The sequence below is a fragment of the Streptomyces antarcticus genome (genome assembly GCF_026627255.1).
GTDB classification, from domain to species: domain Bacteria; phylum Actinomycetota; class Actinomycetes; order Streptomycetales; family Streptomycetaceae; genus Streptomyces; species Streptomyces antarcticus.
The window spans coordinates 295,108-313,569 of sequence record NZ_JAPNLM010000003.1 but is presented as its reverse complement, the minus strand read 5'-3'; the positions used below and the strand labels follow the sequence as shown (position 1 = coordinate 313,569).

The 18,462-nt window shown below is 74.0% G+C and carries 10 protein-coding genes; all 10 read right to left on the bottom strand.

Annotated elements, in window-relative coordinates; all coding sequences use genetic code 11:
• Positions 1 to 7: 7 nt before the first annotated feature.
• On the bottom strand, positions 8 to 1,411 hold the full coding sequence (locus OTB16_RS07230; protein ID WP_267719077.1) for a condensation domain-containing protein: 1,404 nt from the start codon (positions 1,409 to 1,411) through the stop codon (positions 8 to 10).
• Positions 1,411 to 4,767, bottom strand: a complete 3,357-nt coding sequence (locus tag OTB16_RS07225; RefSeq protein ID WP_267719076.1) for a non-ribosomal peptide synthetase — start codon at positions 4,765 to 4,767, stop codon at positions 1,411 to 1,413. Before OTB16_RS07225 ends, OTB16_RS07230 begins: the two co-directional genes overlap by 1 nt.
• Positions 4,760 to 8,863 (bottom strand): non-ribosomal peptide synthetase, encoded by a 4,104-nt coding sequence (locus OTB16_RS07220; RefSeq protein ID WP_267719075.1) that lies wholly within the window; start codon positions 8,861 to 8,863, stop codon positions 4,760 to 4,762. Before OTB16_RS07220 ends, OTB16_RS07225 begins: the two co-directional genes overlap by 8 nt.
• Before the next feature lie 292 nt (positions 8,864 to 9,155).
• Complete coding sequence (locus tag OTB16_RS07215; RefSeq protein ID WP_267719074.1) at positions 9,156 to 10,430, bottom strand: MFS transporter; 1,275 nt, start codon at positions 10,428 to 10,430, stop codon at positions 9,156 to 9,158.
• A gap of 89 nt (positions 10,431 to 10,519) precedes the next feature.
• Entirely contained in the window at positions 10,520 to 11,590 is a 1,071-nt protein-coding gene (locus OTB16_RS07210) for a winged helix DNA-binding domain-containing protein (protein ID WP_267719073.1), read from the bottom strand.
• A 12-nt stretch (positions 11,591 to 11,602) separates the two neighbouring features.
• Entirely contained in the window at positions 11,603 to 12,247 is a 645-nt protein-coding gene (locus OTB16_RS07205) for a 4'-phosphopantetheinyl transferase family protein (RefSeq protein ID WP_267719072.1), read from the bottom strand.
• Entirely contained in the window at positions 12,247 to 16,185 is a 3,939-nt protein-coding gene (locus OTB16_RS07200) for an amino acid adenylation domain-containing protein (RefSeq protein WP_267719071.1), read from the bottom strand. Before OTB16_RS07200 ends, OTB16_RS07205 begins: the two co-directional genes overlap by 1 nt.
• 15 nt (positions 16,186 to 16,200) lie before the next feature.
• Positions 16,201 to 17,412 (bottom strand): cytochrome P450, encoded by a 1,212-nt coding sequence (locus tag OTB16_RS07195; RefSeq protein ID WP_267719070.1) that lies wholly within the window; start codon positions 17,410 to 17,412, stop codon positions 16,201 to 16,203.
• Between the two features lies 1 nt (position 17,413).
• Positions 17,414 to 17,650 (bottom strand): MbtH family protein, encoded by a 237-nt coding sequence (locus OTB16_RS07190; RefSeq protein WP_267719240.1) that lies wholly within the window; start codon positions 17,648 to 17,650, stop codon positions 17,414 to 17,416.
• A gap of 62 nt (positions 17,651 to 17,712) precedes the next feature.
• On the bottom strand, positions 17,713 to 18,462 hold the full coding sequence (locus OTB16_RS07185) for a thioesterase II family protein (protein WP_267719069.1): 750 nt from the start codon (positions 18,460 to 18,462) through the stop codon (positions 17,713 to 17,715).

The window sequence follows — 18,462 nt, the reverse complement described above, 5'->3', positions numbered from 1 at the left end:
CAACTCCCTAGTGCCGGGGGGTGAGCGGGGATGCGGGGGCGGTGTGGGCCCGGTCCAGCACCTCCTCGATTCCGGTGAGCAGGCCCCGCACGTCCTCGGGCGCGGCCGCGTGCCGGTTGTACTCGGCGGTGCCGCCGATCTCGCCGTCCCGTTCGACGAGGCCGACGCAGGCGAGGGCGGCGGCCGGGTCGGGACTGTAGAGCTCCAGGTGGCGGGCGGGCGGCCCGGGCAGCTGGCCCACCTCGATGCCCGGCAGGTCCAGGGGGACGGCCGGATAGTTGTGGAGGGCGAACAGCACGTCGTAGGGCGGCGGCGTGCCGTCCGAGAACAGGACGTCCACGGGCAGGCGCTGGTGGCCGAGGGCGTCGGCGACGGCGGCCCGGGTGCGGTGCAGCAGCTCCCGGAAGGTGGGCCCGCCCGCCAGGTCGAGCCGGATCGGCACGACGGTGGTGAACTGCCCGACGGCGCCTTCGAGCGCGCCGGCGAACCTCCCCGCGGCCGGGGTGCCGATCACCACCGCGGTACGGCCCTGCCGGCGGGCCAGTACGACGCCCAGCGCGGCGAGCAGGGTCATGAACGGGGTGGCGCCCTCGGCCGCGCCGAGCTCCAGCCCGCGGGCGACCGGCCCGCGGGCCAGGCGTACGGGCAGGTGCCCGCGCTCGAACCCGCCGGCGGCCCGGCGGGCGCGCGGGTCGGACGCGAACACCGCGCGGCGGCGCGCCAGTTCGGCGGAGCCGTCGGGACCGTCGAGCCAGCGGTGCTGCCAGGCCGCGTAGTCGGGGAACTGGAGTTCGGGCGGGGGAAGGTGGCCGGTGCCCTCGCGGTATCCGGCGGCCAGGTCCGCGAGGAAGACCCCGGAGGACCAGCCGTCGAAGACGGCGAGGTGCGAGGCGAGGATCAGGACGTGCTCGTCGGGGGCGGTCCGCAGCAGCCGGAACGCGCTGGTGCGGCCGCTCTCCAGGTCCAGGACGGTGGAGGCGCTCTCGGTGATCTGCAGGGCGGTACGGGCGGCCGCGGCCTGCGGGGTGAAGCCGCTGAGGTCGGCCTCGGTGAACCGCAGGACCGGCTCCTCGTCCACCTCCAGCAGCGGCCGGCCCGCGGTGGATCCGGTCAGCCGGGTCCGCAGCGCCTCGTGGCGGCGGAGCACCCCGGTGAGGGCGTCCCGCAGCCGCCGGGTGTCGAGCGGCCCCGTCAGCCGGAGCGCGTGCGAGCCCGTCGCGACGGCGGGGTGGGTGCGTTCGCGCCGCCACAGCCGGGCCTGGAGCGCGGTCGGGGGGACCGGCCCCGCGCCGGAGCGCGGGGCCGGGTGGGCGGGGACGGGCTGCCGGGCGGCCAGCATCAGCCGGGCGAGTTCGCGCTTCGCCTCGGGGAGCGCGGCGAGCGTTCCTTCGAACCCTGCCGCGGTGGCCATCAGGGACCGTCCGGGTGCTGCATGGACCCGAGGAGGGCGGCGGCTTCCTCGTCGCTCATGTTCTCGATCTGCTCGAAGACCGCGAGCAGCCGGTCCTGTTCGCCGGCCGCCTCGGCCTTCGCGCCGCGGACGAGTTCGGCCAGCGCGGCGACGGTCGGGTGGCCGAAGAAGTCGGCGAGGGCGATGTCGATGCCGAAGAGGGCGCGGACCCGGGAGACCACGATGGTCGCCTGGAGGGAGCTGCCGCCCAGGGCGAAGAAGTCGCCCTCCACGTCGGGGTTCTGCCATTCCAGCAGCGGGGTGAGGATGTCCCGGCAGATCTGCTCCTCGATGGCGTCGCGCGGCGCGGTCCCGCCGGTTCCGCTCTGGTCGGCCGGCAGGGGCAGGGCGGCCGTGTCGACCTTGCCGTGCGGGGTGAGGGGCAGTTCGTCCAGGACGACGACGACCGGCACCATGTAGCCCGGCAGCCGTACGGCCGTGTAGGCGCGCAGGCCCTCGGCGTCGGCGACCTCGGAGGCGTAGGAGCCCACCTGTTCGACGGTGACGTAGGCGGTCAGCATGCGCTCGCCGCCCGCCGCGGGCTGGGCCACGACGACGGCCTGCTGGACGGAGGGGTGCCCGGTGAGGACGGACTCGACCTCGCCCGGCTCGATGCGGTGGCCGCGGACCTTGAGCTGGCGGTCGGTGCGGCCGAGGAAGTCCAGGTTCCCGCCGGGCAGCCAGCGGACCAGGTCGCCGGTCCGGTAGAGCCGGGCGGTCTCGGGTCCGTCGGCGTACGGGTTGTCGGCGAAGCGGTCGGCGGTCAGGTCGGGGCGGCCCAGGTAGCCGCGGGCGACGCCTGGCCCGGCCACGCACAGTTCGCCGGGCACGCCGGGCGGGACGGGGCGCAGCCGCTCGTCGAGTACGAAGGCCTGGTGGCCCGGCATGGGGCGGCCGATCGGCGGGTTGCGGTCGTAGCTCCCGGTGCAGTCCATGAGGGTGACGGCGACGGTGGCCTCGGTGGGGCCGTAACCGTTGACGAACCGGCGTTCGCCGGCGGTCCACTCGGCGACCAGGCGGCCGGGGAAGGCCTCGCCGCCGACGGAGACCAGGCGCAGGGCGGGCAGGGCGGCCTGGTCGAGCAGCGGCAGCAGGGCGGGCGGGAGTTCGGCGACGGTCACCGCGTCCTCGCGCATCCGGGCCTGGAGCAGGGCCGGGTCGCGGCGCTCGTCGTCGGTGGCGATGACGAGCGAGCCGCCGGCGAGGAGGGTGGTGAAGAGCTCGAAGACCGAGACGTCGAAGGTGAGCGGCGCGAACTGAAGGACCCGGTCCTCGGCCCGGATCTCGTAGGCCTTGGCGATGGTGCGGGAGAAGTGGGTGACCGAGCGGTGCTCGATCATCACCCCCTTGGGGGTGCCGCTGCTGCCCGAGGTGTAGAGGACGTAGGCGAGGTCGCCGGGGGTGGCGCTGGGCGCGAGGGAGGGGACCTCGCGGACGGGCGCGGACGTTCCGGTGTTCACGAGCTCCAGCGGTACGGGCAGCTCCGCGGAGCCGTCGACGAGGGCGTGCCGGACCTTGGCGTCGGCCAGGACCGTACGGGTTCGCTCGACCGGCGCGGACGGGTCCACCGGGACGTAGTGGGCGCCCGCCTTGAGCACGCCGAGCACGCCGGCGACGGCGGCCGGGCCGCGGGCGACGCAGACGGCGACCGGGTCGCCGCGGCGGACCCCGCGGTCGCGCAGCCGGTGGGCGATGGCCTCGGACCAGCGGTCGAGGGCCGCGTAGTCCAGCCGGACGGAGCCGAAGCGGACGGCTTCGGCGTCGGGGTGGATGGTGGCGCGCTCGCGGAACGCGCGGTCCAGGGTGGTGGTCCAGGCGGCTTCGTCGAGGGGGCCGCCGCGGGACAGCTCGCGGGCGTGGCGGGAGGCGGCGGGCTCCTCGACCAGGCTGATGTCGCCGACACGGAGGTCGGGGTTCTCGGCGACCTGTTCCAGTACCTGCTGGAAGGCGGCGAGGAGGGCGCTGGCGGTGCCGTGCCGGTAGAGGCTGGTGTTGTACTCGAGGGAGAGTTCCAGCCCGTCGTTCTCGCCGACGAGGAAGCTCATGTCGAACTTGGCTGCGCCGTCGTGCAGTTGGTCCATGGTGAACTCGACCTCGGCGGCCTGCGCGCGGTGGGTGCCCCACCGGCCCAGCGAGGTGAACTCGATCTGGAAGAGCGGGTGGCGCAGCGGGTCGCGGACCGGCCGGACGGTCTCCACGACCTGCTCGAAGGGCAGTTCGCTGTTGGTGAAGGAGTCCATCACCGAAGCCGCGGTGCGGGTGACGAGCTCGCGGAAGGTGAGCTGGTCGGTGACCTCCGTCCGCAGGGTGATCATCTGGACGAAGCAGCCGATGACCTGCTCGAGGTCGGGGTGCGGGCGGGAGGCGCTGGCCGTGCCGACGACGACGTCCTCGGCGCGGGTCCAGTGCCGCATCAGCGCGTTGAAGCCGGCCAGCAGGGTCGTGAAGACGGTGGTGTTGCTCGACTCGGCGAGTTCGGTGAGCCGGTCCAGCAGCTTCTGGTCCAGGTTCAGCTTCAGGCCGCGGCCGTCGCCGCGGGTCTCCGGGCCGCGGGCGTGGTCGGGCATGACCTCGGTGGCCACGGCGCCGGCCAGGATCTGGCGCCACTTGCCGGCGAGCGCCCGGCCGTGCTCGTCGTTCTCGAGCTTGGCGCGCTGCCAGGCCGCGAAGTCGGCGTACTCGACGGCGAGCGGCGGGGCCTCGGGGCGCTGTCCGGCGGCCGCCGCGGCGTAGCTGGCGGTGAGCTCCTCGGTGAAGATCCGGGTCGAGCCCGGGTCCCAGGCGATGTGGTGGACGACCCAGAGCAGGACGTGCCGGTCCTCGGCGAGCCGTACCAGGTGGGCGCGGACGGGCGGGGCGGCGGCCAGGTCGAAGGGGGCGGCGGCGCAGGAGGCGGTGAGTTCGGCGAGTTCGCGGTCCGCGTCCTCGCTGCCCGCCAGGTCGGTGCTCTGGACGCCGAGGACGAAGGAGGGGACGGGCTCCTGCCAGGGAACGCCGTCGATCTCGACGAGCTTGCTGTGCAGGACCTGGTGGCGGGCGACGACGGCGTTGAGCGCCTCGTGCAGGGCGGCGCGGTCGAGCGGTCCGCCCAGCTGTATCGCCAGGGCTATGTTGTTGCGGGCCTTGCCCGCTCCGAGCTTGTCGACGAACCACATCTGCTCCTGCTGGAAGGAGGAGCGGGACCGCGGTCCGTGGTCGGAGCGCTGGAGTTCGACGCGGCGGCCGACACCGGCCGTCATCTGGTTGCGCATCCGGCCCAGCAGTCGGGACCGCTGCCCCTGGGGCAGCCGGCCGAGCCGTTCGGCGAGATCAGACATGGGTTCCTCCGTTGCGGTGCAGATCGGCCAGCAGGGCGGCCAGCCGGTCGGGCAGGTGCTTGGCGAAGTAGTGGCGGCCGCCGGGGATCACGGCGAGCCGCAGGTCGGACGCGTACCGGCCCCAGGCGCGGTAGCCGTCCTCGTACCCCTCGGTCGCGTCGTCGGCGTCGCCGATGATGCAGGTGAGCGGGGTGGTCAGGGGCTGGTCGTAGCCGTCGGGGGTGCGGGCGAAGAAGCGGGCGGCCTCGGTCATGTCGTGCCGGACCATGCGCAGGACGGCGGTGAGGTCGCTGTCGTCGAGGACGCCGTCGAAGCCGTCCATGGTGGTCAGGTAGGCGACGAGGTCGTCGTCGCCGGAGACGCGCTCCATCTCCAGGGCGTACTCGGGGTCCTCCTCGGGGAGGGCCGCGGCGAGGTCCAGGGCCACCGGCCGCTGCCCGATGCGCTCCAGTACGTGGGTGGTCTCCAGGGCGGTGACGACTCCGGCGCAGTGGCCGTAGACGGCGTACGGGCCGCGGACGGTGCGGGCGATCTCCGCGGCGGCGAGTTCCGCGAAGTCGGGGACCGGCAGCATCAGGCCGGGGCGCAGCGGGTCGTGCCCCGGCGGGGAGACGGCGAGGAGCTCGATGTGCGGCGGGAGCTGGGTGGCCAGCGGCTGGTAGGCGATGGCGTCGCCGCCGCCGTGGGGGAAGCACACCAGGGTCAGGGTGGTGGTGCCGGCGGGCCGCTCCGGGGTGAGCCGGTGCAGCAGCCGGTGCTGTGCGGCGCCCGTGCCGGCGCCCTCGAGTTCGGCGGCCCGGGCTGCGAGCCCGGCCGGGGTGGGGTTGCTGAACAGGTCGACGACGCGCAGGGCGGCGGCTCCGCCGTCCGGCAGGGCGGTGGCGACGGCGCGGACGGCGCGGACGGCGCGGACGGCGGCGAAGGAGTCCCCGCCGAGGGCGAAGAAGTCGTCGCCGGGGGCGACCTCGGCGACGCCGAGCACCTCGGCCCAGACGGCGGCGATCCGCAGCGCGGCCGGGTCGGCGTCCGTGTCCGGCAGGGCGGCCGGGTCGCGGACGGGCCGCGGTCCGGCGGCCCGGGGGTCGGGCAGGGCGCCGCGGTCCACCTTGCCGTTGGGGCTGAGCGGCAGCCGCTCCAGGAGCACCAGGTCGGACGGGACGCAGTGCGGGGGCAGGACGGCGGCGAGCGCGGTGCGCAGGGCCGCCGGGTCGGGGGCGGCGCCGTCCTCGGGGACGACGTAGCCGGTGAGCCGGGCGGAACCGGCCGACTGGCGGGCGGCGACGACGGCCTCGCGGACTCCGGGGAGGTCGCGCAGGGCGCTCTCCACCTCGCCGGGCTCGATGCGGAGCCCGTTCAGCTTGATCCGGAAGTCGGTGCGGCCGAGGAGTTCGATCGTGCCGTCGGGGCCGTAGCGGGCCAGGTCGCCGGTGCGGTAGAGCCGCTCGGTGCGGCCGGGCTCCAGTTCGACCTGGACGAACTTCTCCCGGGTCAGGTCGGGCCGGCCCAGGTAGCCGCGGGCCAGTCCGACGCCGCCGAGGTGGAGTTCGCCGGGGACGCCGACGGGGACGAGGCGGTCGTGCGGGTCGAGGATGAAGGCGAGCTGGTTGGCCATGGGCCGCCCGTACGGGAGCTTCGTCCACGCGGGGTCGACGCGGCCGACGGGGAACTCCACCGAGTGGATGGACGCCTCGGTCGCCCCGCCCAGGGCCACGAACGTCAGCTCCGGCGCGAAGGCGCGGATCCGGTCCGGCTGGGTGACGGGGATCCAGTCGCCGCCGAGGAACGCGGTGCGCAGCCGCGGCAGCCGGGGGCCGTTCGCGTGTTCCAGCTGGTCGGCGAGGAGGCCGAGGAGCGCGGGGGCGGAGTTCCAGACGGTGACCCCGTGGCGGTCGACGAGGTCGGCCCAGTGGGCCGGGTCCTTGGCGGCGGCCGGGTCGGGCAGGACGAGCGTGCCGCCGGCCGCGAGAATGCCGAGGGTCTCGTAGACGCTCATGTCGAAGCTCGGCGAGGACAGGGCGAGGACGGAGTCGCCGGGGCCGATGCCGTGGGAGCGGTTCAGGTCGAGCAGGTTGTTGACCACGCCGCGGTGTTCCAGGGCGATGCCCTTGGGGGTGCCCGTGGAGCCCGAGGTGAAGATGACGTACGCGAGGTCGCGGGAGGTCACGGGCACGGCCGGCCGGGTCGCGGGCAGTTCGGCGAGGGCCGCCCGGTCGGTGTCCAGGAGCACCTGTGCGGTGCCGTCGGGCACGGGCAGCCGGCCGATCAGCTCGGAGTCGGAGACGACCAGCGGCGGGGCGGCGTCGCGCAGCAGCAGCGCCAGGCGCTCGGCCGGGTAGTCCGGGTCCAGCGGTACGTAGGCGCCGCCGGCCTTGAGGACGGCGAGGATCGCGGTGACCAGCGCGGGGCCACGGCGCAGGCACAGGGCCACGGTCCGGTCGGGTCCCGCGCCGGCCTCCACGAGGCGGTGCGCGAGCCGGTTGGCGCGCTCCTCCAGCTCCCGGTAGGTGACGCTCCAGCCGCCGAGGCCGCCGAGGACCACGGCGGGCGCGTCGGGCCGCCGGTCGGCGTGCTGCTCGAAGAGCTGGTGCAGGCAGGCGTCCTGGGGGAAGGGCGCGCGCGTGGCGTTCCAGTCGTCCAGGGCGGCGCGGCGCTCGCCGTCGGTGAGCAGCGGCAGGGCGGACAGCGGGAGTTCGGGGCGGGAGACGGCGCCGTCGAGGGTGGTGAGGAAGTGGCCGAGCAGCCGGTCCACGGTCGGGGCGTCGAACAGGTCGGTGGGGTACTCGACGAGGGCGCGGACGGCGGTGCCGGTGTCGTGCACGCTGATCATGAGGTCGTACTTGGTGGCGTGCGAGGAGAAGTCGATGGGCTCGGTGCCGAGGCCCGCGAGGCCCGGGGCCGTGTCCGGGGTCTCGTCGAGGAGGAACATCACGGAGGTGAGCGGCGGCCGGCTGGGGTCCCGGGGCAGTGCGAGCGCGTCGACGATGAGGTCGAAGGGGAGCTCTTGGTGCGCGTACGCCTGGAGGGTGGTGTGGCGGGTGACCCGGACCAGCTCGGCGAATCCGGGGTCGCCGCCGGTTCTGATGCGCAGCGGCAGGGTGTTGACGAAGAAGCCGACGAGGTCGCCGAAGGCCGGGTGGTCGCGTCCGGAGACGGACGTGCCAACGACGATGTCCTCCTGGCCGGTCCAGCGGCGCAGGGTGGCGGCGAAGCCGGCCAGCATCGTCATGTAGAGGGTGGCGCCCTCGGACTTGCCGAACTCCCGCAGTCTGGAGATGAGCTGGGGCGGCAGGTCGATGTAGCGGGAGGCTCCGGCGTGTCCGAAGACGGGCGGCCGGGGCCGGTCGGTGGGCAGGTCGACGGGCGCGGCGCCGCCGAGCTCCTCCTTCCAGAAGGACGTGAGCCGCTCCAGCCGGTCGCCGCTGATCCGGCGGCGCTGCCAGGCGGCGAAGTCCGCGTACTGGAGGGCGAGCGGGGCGAGCCGCTCGGCGGGGGCGCCGGTGCGGGCCGCGTAGGCGCGCTCCAGTTCGGTGTACAGCAGCCGCATCGACCAGCCGTCGGTGACGATGTGGTGGAGGTTGAGGACGAGGACGTGGTCGTCGTCGGCGAGCCGGCCCAGCCGGGCGCGCAGCGGGACGGCGCCGGCCAGGTCGAAGGGGGCGCCGGCGTCGGCGTCGTAGAACGGCCGGACGTCCTCCTCGCCGGGCAGTTCGATCACCGGCAGGGGCAGCCGGAACCCGTCGATCACCCGGGGCACGGCCTCGGAGGCGCCCTCCCGGTAGGTGTAGACGGTGCGCAGCACCTCGTGGCGGTCCACGATCTCCTGGAGCGCCGCGTGCAGGGCGGGCAGGTCCAGGGGGCCGCGGATGCGGGTGGCGACCGGCACGTTGTACGCGGGACTGCCGGGCTGGAGCTGGTCGATGAACCACAGCCGGCGCTGGGCGAAGGAGAGCACCGGCGGTTCGGCGGGGTCACGGGGGGCCGGCTCGGGGTCCTCGCGTACGGCGGCGCGCCCGCCGTTGCGGCCCGAGAGGGCCTGGAACAGTGCCCGGCGGGACTTCGGCAGTGCGGCTATGCGTTCGGCGAGGGACTCGCTCACCTTGAGCCTCCGTGCGTCTTCGGGAGTCGGGAGAGGGATACGGCGAGGGCGCCGCGGATCGCGGCGCGGCGGTACGGGTGCAGCGGTACGGGTGCAGCGGTGTGCGGGGCGTACGGCGTACGGCCTGCCGCGGCAGGGCGGTACGGATGCGCGCGGTACGGATGCGCCCGGTACGGGTGCGGTCCGAGCGGTGGCCGTGAAGGGCGGCCGCTAACCGCGGGAGGGGTGCGCGGAGCAGTGCGGAGCGGGTGCCGTTCGGCCGGCACCCACTCCCGCACCCCCTGGGTGCCGCTCAGGCAGTGATCTTCGGTTCGGCCGCGGCCGGACTGGTTTCCCCGGCGTCGTCGCCGCCGGGCATCTCCTTGATCTTGGAGACCGGACCGCCCAGCAGGGTCAGTCCGCCGATGATGGTGACGGCTCCGGCCACCGCGAGGCCGGCCGTCAGGCCCACCGCCTCGCCGAGGGCGCCGCCGGCGAAGTAACCCAGCGACAGGGCGCCGTACACCGCCGAGAGGGCGGTGCCGCTGACGCGGCCCATCTGCTCGTTCGGGGTGACCCCCTGCACGAGGCTGAGGACGTGGATGTCGAACATCGGCGAGACGAAGCCGATGACGGCCTGGACCACGATCAGTCCGATGAAGCCGCCGATGGCGCCGCCCGTCGGGACCACGATGTAGCCGAGGCCCAGCACGACCGCGGTGAGCACCAGGACCCGGCCGACGGTCAGGACCTTGGCGACCTGCTCGGACAGGACCGCGCCGACGATGACGAAGACCGACATGACGGCGAAGGCGATGCCGACCTGGCCGGGGCTCAGGTCGAGCACCTTGTACGCGTAGACGATCAGCAGGGCGTCACCCATGGCGGCGCCGAGGTTGACCACGACGTTGGCGGTGAACAGGCCGCGCAGCACCGGGTTCCCGAACAGGGTCCGCATGCCCTCCTTCATCTCCGCCTTGGCGGAGGCCTTCCGCTCCACGGTCCGCTCGCGGACGTCGCGGTGGCGGATGACGAGCAGGGCGATCAGCGAGATCAGGAAGGTGAACGCGTCGGCGGTGATGGCGCGCGCGGCGCCGAGCACCTGGATGAGCGCACCGCCGGCGCCCGCGCCGACCGCTTCGGCGACGCTGCGGCTGATCTGGAGTTTGGTATTGCCCTCGATGAGGTTCTCGGTACCGATGAGCTGGGGGAGCCAGGACTGGTACGAGACTTCGAAGAAGGTGGTGAGGCAGCCGGTGACCGCCGCCACGATGTAGATGTGGACCATGCTGACGGAGTCGAGGGCGAACGCCAGTGGGATCGTGCCCAGGGCCAGGAAGCGGCCCAGGTCGGCGAAGATCATGACGGTGCGCCTCGACACCCGGTCGGCCACCAGCCCGGCGACCGGGGCGAGCAGCAGGAAGGGGAGAAAGCGCAGCGCGCCCAGCACGCCGACCTCGAAGGCTCCCCCGTCGAGGATCACGACCGCGAGGGTCGGGAGCGCGAGGAGGGAGATCTTGTCGCCGAAATTACTGACGGTCTGCCCGAACCACAGGCGATTGAAATCGGAATGCCGACCGAGTGCCATGTCGACGCCCTTTTCTGATTGGGTACGGAATTGTCGGACGGCACTGACGCTATGGACCGCGAGTTAGCGGGCGGTTATGAATCCGCGGACTATAGGCCTTTTGTAGAGAGGCTGTGAGTTCCGCTGGAGAAGCGGGCGATGTCGGCGCTCTCGCGGGCGAGCGCGGCGGTGACGGCGGCGGTCGGGGGCGCGGCCGAGGGGAACGGCTCGACGTTCACGCCGGCCCCTCCCCGGCCCCGCGACCAGGTGCCGACGGCCAGGCCGTCGACCAGGACGGTGGCACGGATCTGTCCGCCTCCGGGCCAGACCCGGCGCTCGTCCCGCGCGGGTACGGACAGGTCCCGGCTGCGGTAGCCGACGAGGTAGTTGTCGTAGGCCGGCAGCAGCCGCACGTCCGGTGCGGCGGGGTCGGGCGGTGTGGCGGTGTCGGTGTCCCCGCTCTCCCGTACGGCGGCCCAGGCCTCCTTGCCCGCCGTGGTCCGCAGCCCGGACCAGTGGATGAAGTCCAGTGCGTCACTGGGCCCGTGGGCGAGGCGGTAGCGGCGGGCGAGCTCGCGCTCCGCGGCCGCTCCGGTGAAGGGCGGGGGCCCGCCGGCGGGCAGCCAGTCGTCGAGGAGGACGAAGGTGGCCTCGCCGCCGCGCTGCGGCCCGTGGCAGATCCGCCCGGCCAGCGCCGCACGGCGGATCAGGTGGAAGGCGGACTGGCCCTTGGGCTCGACCCCCAGGGTGGTGAGCCGGTCGGTGAGCTGGGCGCGGGTCAGCGGCCCCTCGCCGCCGACCGCGTCCGCGATGAGCCGTTCGGAGCGCTCGCACAGGCTCTGGTCCAGGCCGAGTTCGCGCAGCCGCCGCGCCGCGAGGGCGAGGTACACGGGGCCGAACAGGGCGAGCAGCCAGCGGGCGTCGGCGGCGGGCACCAGTTGGAGGGTGCCGCGCATGAACCAGCCACGCACGGCGGTGCGTTCGGTGTCGGTGGCCCGCCGCACCGCGTCGAGGGTCAGTCCGCGGGCGCGGACCCGCAGCCCGAGCTCCGCCGCGGGCAGGTCCTGGGCCTGTACGGCCAGCACCCGGTCGAGGACGGCGGCGACGGAGTCCTCCCGGACCCCGCCCCCGATCGCCTGTGCGCGAGCCCTGAGCAGCCGGTCGGTCGTACGTCGTTCCACGTGTCCAGTCTTTCAGCCGAGCAGCCGCAGCCGCGTCTCTTCGCGGGCCGCCACGCATCCGACGACTCCGTCACCGCCCCAGTCCACCAGCTCCCAGCCCCGCCAGCGGGGCGGCTCCCGCCCGTACACGGGAAGGTCGAGGCGGGCCGCCTCGTCCAGCGTGCCCGCCCCGACCTTGACCAGGGACTCCTTTCGCACCCACTGGCGCAGGAAGGCGCGCCGCGGGTCCACGGCCGCCCGCAGGGCGGCCAGTTCCTTCTCCGTACAGGCCTGCGCGGCCGCCCGCCAGTCCAGCGGGCGGCCGTCGACGGCCTCCAGGTCCACGCCGACCGGGCCGGGCGCCGCCGCGGCCGCGACCCAGCCCCGGGTGTGCGCGAGGCTGACGCCGGTGCCGGGGGCCTCGGCCAGGCTCGGCCTGCCGTGCGGCCGCGTGCACCTCCCGCAGCTCTGGACGACGGTGAGGCTGTGCGCCGGACGGCCCAGGAGCCGCCCGGCGCACAGCCGGACCAGGGCGTGGGCGGCCAGGAAGTCGTCCCGGTCGCCCGCCGACCGCAGGGCGCCGGCCCGGTCCAGTTCGGTACGGGTCAGCAGCTCCCGTACGTCCCCGGCCGCGGCCAGCACCGCTGCGGTCGGCCCCGCCAGTGCCAGACCGGCCATCAGCGCCGGCGGCGCAGCACCGCGTAGTAGCCGGGCAGGCGCAGCGCGTCCGAGTCCGACTGCGGGTCGATGGCGTGCAGTTCTATCGCCTCGTCCTCGACGATCTCCCACGCGTCGGCGCCGAACGCCTCGGCGAGCTCGGGCCGGGTGAAGCGGTGCGAGTGCCGTACGCCGGCCGCCTCCAGCGGGCCGACGAGATCCTCGGCGCGGCCGCGCTTGCCGCCGACGAACCCGAGGTAGCCGAAGGAGTTGCTGGAGTAGTCGGGCTCGTGGACGATCAGCGTCCCCTCGCTGCCCAGCAGGCGGCCCGCGATGTCGGCGAGGCGGGCCCGGGCCTCGCCGTCCAGGACGTGGAAGACGCCGCGGACGAAGATGTTGTACGGCCCCTCCCCCAGGACGGCGGCCTGCTCGGCGTCGGTCATGTCGATCGCCAGGTAGTCGACGTTGTCGACGCCCTTCGCCTCGCGCTTCGCGTGGTCGATGGCACTGGCGGAGACGTCGACGCCGACGACAGAGGGGTAGTGCGGGGCGAGTTCGCGGCTGTAGCGGCCGTTGCCGCAGCCGAGGTCGATGACCGGCAGTCCGGCCCGGAAGTGGTTCTGCGCCTGGCCGAGCAGCCAGTGGAACTCCTCGCCGCTGTCGGCGTCCCAGATGACGTCGCCGCCCCGGCCGGTGCGCTGGATGCCCGCCCAGTAGCGCTCCCAGGCGTCGCCCGTGTCGCGCTCCTCGGCCTTGCCGGGGGCGGCGGTCTCGTCGCCGGGCGGCGGCGAGTGGCGCTCCCACGCCTCGTCCTCGGCGAGCGCCTCCAGCAGCGTGGTGAACTCCTCGAACAGGGAGTCGATGAGCCCGTCGGGGTAGACGGCCGGCAGGAAGTCCCAGTTGAAGGTGAGGCCGTCGGGCTTCTCGAAGACCTGGAAGTCCAGGGAGACCTGCGGGGTCTGGGAGATCCCGTAGACGGGCGCGCCCAGTTCGGTCTCCTCGTACTGCGGCGGGTGGCCGGCCAGGCTGGTCATCACCACGGGCATGGCGGGGGCGAGGGAGCCGCGCAGCTTGGTCAGCTCGCGCAGGACCTGCACGCCGCTGAAGTAGCGGTGCTCCAGGTCGGCCCAGAGCCTGCGCTGGACGGCCTGGGCCCGCCCGGCGAAGGTGCTGTCCTGCTGCTCGACGGCGAGCAGCAGCGTGGTGGTGGTGTCCGCGAGCAGTGCGTTGACCTGCGGGTGCAGCGGAAGCCGGTTGAAGAGGGGGAAGTTGATGGTGAAGCGGGCCTGACCGGACGCGGTGCCCAGGATCTCGGCGTACGCGGCGGCCAGCACCCCGGAGGGGGTCACCTCGCGGGCGTGCGCCCGCTCCTGGATCCGGGTCCACAGGGCGGGGGCGACGACGTGGCTGCGCCGTTCGAAGCGGACGGGCAGCTCGGGGGCGTCGGCCGGGCGCTCGGGCAGGGCCGGGGCGGGCGGCAGGGTCGCGAGGCGGTCGCGCCAGTACCACTCGGAGCGGCGGTAGAGCTCGCTGTCCCGCAGCGAGTTCCCGACCGCGAGGACGTAGTCGCGGAAGGTCAGCTCCAGCGGGGCCAGTTCGGCGCCGGGCTCCACGTAGTAGGTGACCAGGTCCGGGATGAGGACCTGGAAGTAGCTCCAGGCGTCGGCGACCAGGAAGTCCAGCGAGAGGTGGATCCGGGCCCGGCCGCCGCCGAGCAGGCTGATCCGTACGTCGAACAGCGGCCAGCTGTCGGCGTCCAGCACCTGGTGGGACAACCGCTCGCGCAGGGCAGTCAGTTCGTCGTTGCGGGACTCCTCGTCGAGGCCGCCGAAGTCGGTGACGGGGATCTCGTAGGCCGGGATCTCCTCGAACACCTGCTGGGTGCCGTCGGGCAGGACCCGGGTGCGCAGCGCGTCGTGGCGTTCGACGAGCCGGCGCCAGGCGCCCTCGAAGCGGGGGACGTCGAGCTGCTCGCTCTCCCACTCGAAGTAGCCGTGGCAGCCGACGTTGCCGAGCTCGACGAGCCCGCCGCGGCCGATCCACAGCGCCTGCTGGCTCTCGGTGAGCGGGAACGGCTCGAAGCGGCCGGCCGGGTCGGGGACGATTGCCGGGAGTCCGCCGAACGAGCCGCGTGCGCCGGAGCGTTCGGTGGTGACGAGGGTGGCGAGCTCGGCGACGGTCGGGTAGGTGGACAGGTCGGAGAGGCTCAGCTCGACGCTGTAGCGGCGGCGGATCTCGTCGATGAGCTGGAAGGCGAGCAGCGAATGTCCGCCCAGTTCGAAGAAGTTGTCGTGGATGCCGACGCCGTCGGTGCGGAAGGCCTCGGCCCACAGGCGGGTGAGGCCGTCCTCGACCTCGTTGCGGGGGGCCTCGTACCCGGCGCCGACACCGTCGCGGCCCTCCGGGGGCTCGGGCAGGCTGCGCCGGTCGACCTTGCCGTTGGGCAGGCGCGGGAGGGCCGGCAGGACGACGACGGAGGCCGGGACCATGTAGTAGGGCAGGGTGCGGGCGACGTCGGCGCGCACCGCGGCCGGGTCGGGCGCGGTCGCGCCGTCCGCCGACACGTAGGCGATGAGGCGCTTGTCGCCGGGGCCGCGCTCCTGGGTGACGACGACGGCCTCGGCGATGCCGTCGAGGCGGGCGATGTGCGTCTCCACCTCGCCGAGTTCGACGCGGAAGCCGCGGATCTTCACCTGGGAGTCGGAGCGGCCGAGCAGTTCCACGGCCCCGTCCTCGCGGCGCCGTGCGAGGTCGCCGGTGTCGTAGAGCACGGGGTGCGGGTCGTCGCCGAGGAAGTTGGGGTGGAACTTGGCGGCGGTCAGCTCGGGGCGCCCGTGGTAGCCGGCCGCGACGCCGGCGCCGGAGACGTGCAGGCGGCCGACCTCGCCCTCGGGCACCGGGACGCCGTCCTCGTCCAGGAGGTGGACGCGGAGGTTGGCGATGGGCACGCCGACCGGGACCTGCCGGGTGGCCCGTACCTCGTCGGGGGTGGCCTGGCTGGTGAAGTCGGTGCCGGCCCCGAGGTCGAGACAGGACAGCACGTTGGTGGTCTCGGTCGTGCCGTACGTCATGACGACCCGGAAGGGGGTGTCGACCGGCGGCCAGCTGTGCACCCGCTCGGCCGTGGTCACCAGGATCCGCAGCGCCGTTCCCGCGGGCCACTCCAGGCCCCAGGCGGGCTCGGCGAGGGCAGCCACCAGCATGGTGTGGGTGATTCCCTCGCCCACCAGCCAGTCGCGGATCTGCTCCGGGGTCTGCGCCTGGCCGGCCTCCGGGATGTGGATCGCGGCGCCGGCCGGCAGGTAGGCCAGCCACTCCATGATCTGGACGGCGAAGCCGGGCGTGGACATCCAGGAGGCACGGTCGCCCTCCTGGACCCCGTACGCCCGCCGGGTCCAGTGCACGAGGTTGGTGAGCGCGCCGTGGCGCTCCAGGACGGCCTTGGGGGTGCCGGTGGAGCCGGAGGTGTAGATGAGGTGGCTGACGGTGTCCGGCCCGGTCACGACCCCCGGGGCGGTGTCGGGCAGGCCCTGGCCGGCGGTGGACACCTCGGCCTGGGGCACCTCCTGCGGTATCCGGCGGCCGAGCTCGGCCGGGGTGAGGACCAGCAGCGGGGCGGCGTCCGCGATCATCGCGGCGAGCCGGTCGTCGGGGTTGACCGGGTCGAGGGCGACGACCGCGGCGCCCGTCTTGAGGACGGCGAGGGAGCCGATGACGTACTCGGCGCCGCGCGGGTAGCAGAGACCGACCCGTTCGCCGGCGGCGGCGCCGCGGGCGATCAGGGCGTGCGCCAGCCGGTTGGTGACGGCCTCCAGTTCGGCGTACGTCCAGGAGCGGTCGCCTTGCGCGAGAGCCGTGGCCCGGGGGGTACGGGCGGCCTGCCCGGCGAGCAGCTCGGGGTATCCGGTGGCGGGGAACGCCGTGTCGGAACGGTTGAAGTCGACGAGTGCGGTGGTCACAGTGCGGGCCCTTTCTTACTTGGCGAAGGCTCGGCTGCGCAGCAGCCGCACGGGGAGACTGTTGATCCCCCAGGTGAAGTTGGACGAGTTGAAGGTGACGGGTCCGGTCAGCTCGAAGCCGTCCAGGGCGGTGAGCATCTCGGTGAGCAGCGCCCCGAGTTCGAAGCGGGCCAGGCGCGCGCCGAGGCACAGGTGGCGGCCGTGGCCGAAGGCGACGTGCCGGTTGGGGCGGCGGTCGACGCGGAAGGCGTGCGGGTCGGCGAAGACGTCCTCGTCACGGTTGGCGGAGACGTTCCAGAGGGTCACCCGGTCGCCCGCGGCGACGCGGGTCCCGTTGATCTCGGTGTCGCGTACGGCGGTGCGCAGGGCGTGCACTCCGGGGGTGGTCCAGCGCAGGATCTCCTCGACGGCCGGGGCGATGCCGGCGGGGCCCAGGCCCCGCAGCAGCCGCCACTGGTCGGGGTGCTCGGCGAACATGTGCACCGCGCCGGCCGCCGAGTAGCGGGTGGTCTCGTTGGCGCCGGAGAGGACGCCGTTGAGGTTGAAGACGATCTCCTCGTCGCTGAGCGGCCGTTCGGTGCCGTCGCCCTCGTCGACCAGGGTGTCGTGGGCGATCTGGCTGACCAGGTCGTCGCCGGGGCGGACCCGCCGCTCGGCCAGCAGCTCGATGAAGTAGAGGAAGATCTCCGAGTGCGCGCTGGTGCGGACCGCTTCGTCCGGTGAGTCGAAGGCGCCGGTGGTGAGGGCTCCGATCCACGCCCAGTCGGCGCGCGGAATGCCCATCATGGCGCAGACGACCCGGTTGGGGAGCTGCTTGGCGAGGTCGATGAAGTCCAGCTCGTCGCGTTCGGCGGCTTCGGACACCAGCTCGCCGACGACCTTCTCCACGAGGGCTTCCAGGCGGGGCATCTGCTGGGGGCCGAAGGCCTGGTAGAGCGCGCGCTTGAGCCGGGTGTGGTGCGGGACGTCGGAGACGATCAGCATGCGCTGGGCGACGGCGGCGACGGCGGCCGGGTCGCTGCCCAGCCGCATGCCGCTCGCCGAGCTGAAGGTGTCGCTGTCCGCGTAGACCTTCACCATGTCGCGGTGCTTGCTGAGCACCCAGAAGCCGTCGTCACCACCGGGTTCGGGATGCCAGTGGACCGGTGCGTTGGCCCGCAGCCAGGTGAAGGTTGGCCAGAAGTCGTTGCGGGCGAAGGGGCCCGGGTCGAGCAGGTCGATCTTCATCTCAGGCTCCTCGCAGGCTGAGCGGGCGGGTGTCGGGCCAGTGCGCGTCCACGAAGGCGGCGCACGCGTCCTCGGTGCCGTCGAAACCGGCCGGGGTCCAGCCGTCGGGCGTCTCGCGCGCGGCGGGGTACAGCGCGTACTGCCCCTCGTGGTTCACGAGGACCTGGTGGGTGGTGGGCACGGTGTCCTCCGGGCTGGGGCGGGCGGAAGCGGGCTGGCGGAAGGTACGGGTACGGATACGGGTACGGGCGGATCGTGCGGGCGGAGCGGGCGCGGGGGATGGTGCGGGGGCGCCGTGCGTCAGGGGGCGGGGGTGAGCGGGGCGCCCTCGCCCCGCAGCAGCCCGGCCAGGTGTTCCAGTACGGGTTCGGGGCGGCGCAGTACGGCGTGGTGGCCGCCGGTGGTGCGGTGCCGGGCGAATCCGGCGGTGGTGACGGCGGCCCAGCCGTCGAGCTCCTCGGAGCTGACGGTCTCGTCGCCGTCGGCGCCCCAGGCGTGCACGGGCACGTCGAGGCGGTCGCCGGGGCGGTGGACGTAACTCAGCGACAGCCGGGCGTCCTTGCGGAGCATCGCGACCATCAGGTCGCGGGTGGCCTCGTCGAGGAGCGCGGGGTCGACGCCCGCCGTGTCGAAGAGCTTGTCCAGCTCTTCGGCGTCGTCGACGATGCCGCGGCCCGCCCCGTCCCAGAACCCGGGGGCCCGGCAGCCGCTGACCACCAGGGCCCGCGGCCGCACGAGGCGGGAGAGTTCGTAGCCGAGGAGCCCGCCGAAGCTGTGGCCGAAGACGATCAGCGGCCGGTCGGCGGCGACGGTGGCCGCCAGCTCCTCGGCGGTGGCCGCGACGGCCTCCCCGAAGGTGTCCGGCATGGGCTCTCGCCAGCGGTTCTCCCGGCCCGGCAGCTGTACGCCGTACACCTGGGCGATGCCGGCCAGCGCGGGCTGCCAGGAGCGGAACTGCTGGCAGCCGGCCCCGGCCGGGGGCAGGCAGAGCAGCGCGGGAAGGGCGGCGTCCGCCGGGTCGGTGCTCCAGGTGGAGATCCAGGTGCCCAC

What these genes read in the sequence shown, in the direction of transcription:
- OTB16_RS07230 (WP_267719077.1), bottom strand. Translation starts at nt 1,411, where the DNA reads ATGGCCACCGCGGCAGGGTTCGAAGGAACGCTCGCCGCGCTCCCCGAG.
- OTB16_RS07225 (WP_267719076.1), bottom strand. Translation starts at nt 4,767, where the DNA reads ATGTCTGATCTCGCCGAACGGCTCGGCCGGCTGCCCCAGGGGCAGCGG.
- OTB16_RS07215 (WP_267719074.1), bottom strand. Translation starts at nt 10,430, where the DNA reads ATGGCACTCGGTCGGCATTCCGATTTCAATCGCCTGTGGTTCGGGCAG.
- OTB16_RS07205 (WP_267719072.1), bottom strand. Translation starts at nt 12,247, where the DNA reads ATGGCCGGTCTGGCACTGGCGGGGCCGACCGCAGCGGTGCTGGCCGCG.
- OTB16_RS07195 (WP_267719070.1), bottom strand. Translation starts at nt 17,412, where the DNA reads ATGAAGATCGACCTGCTCGACCCGGGCCCCTTCGCCCGCAACGACTTC.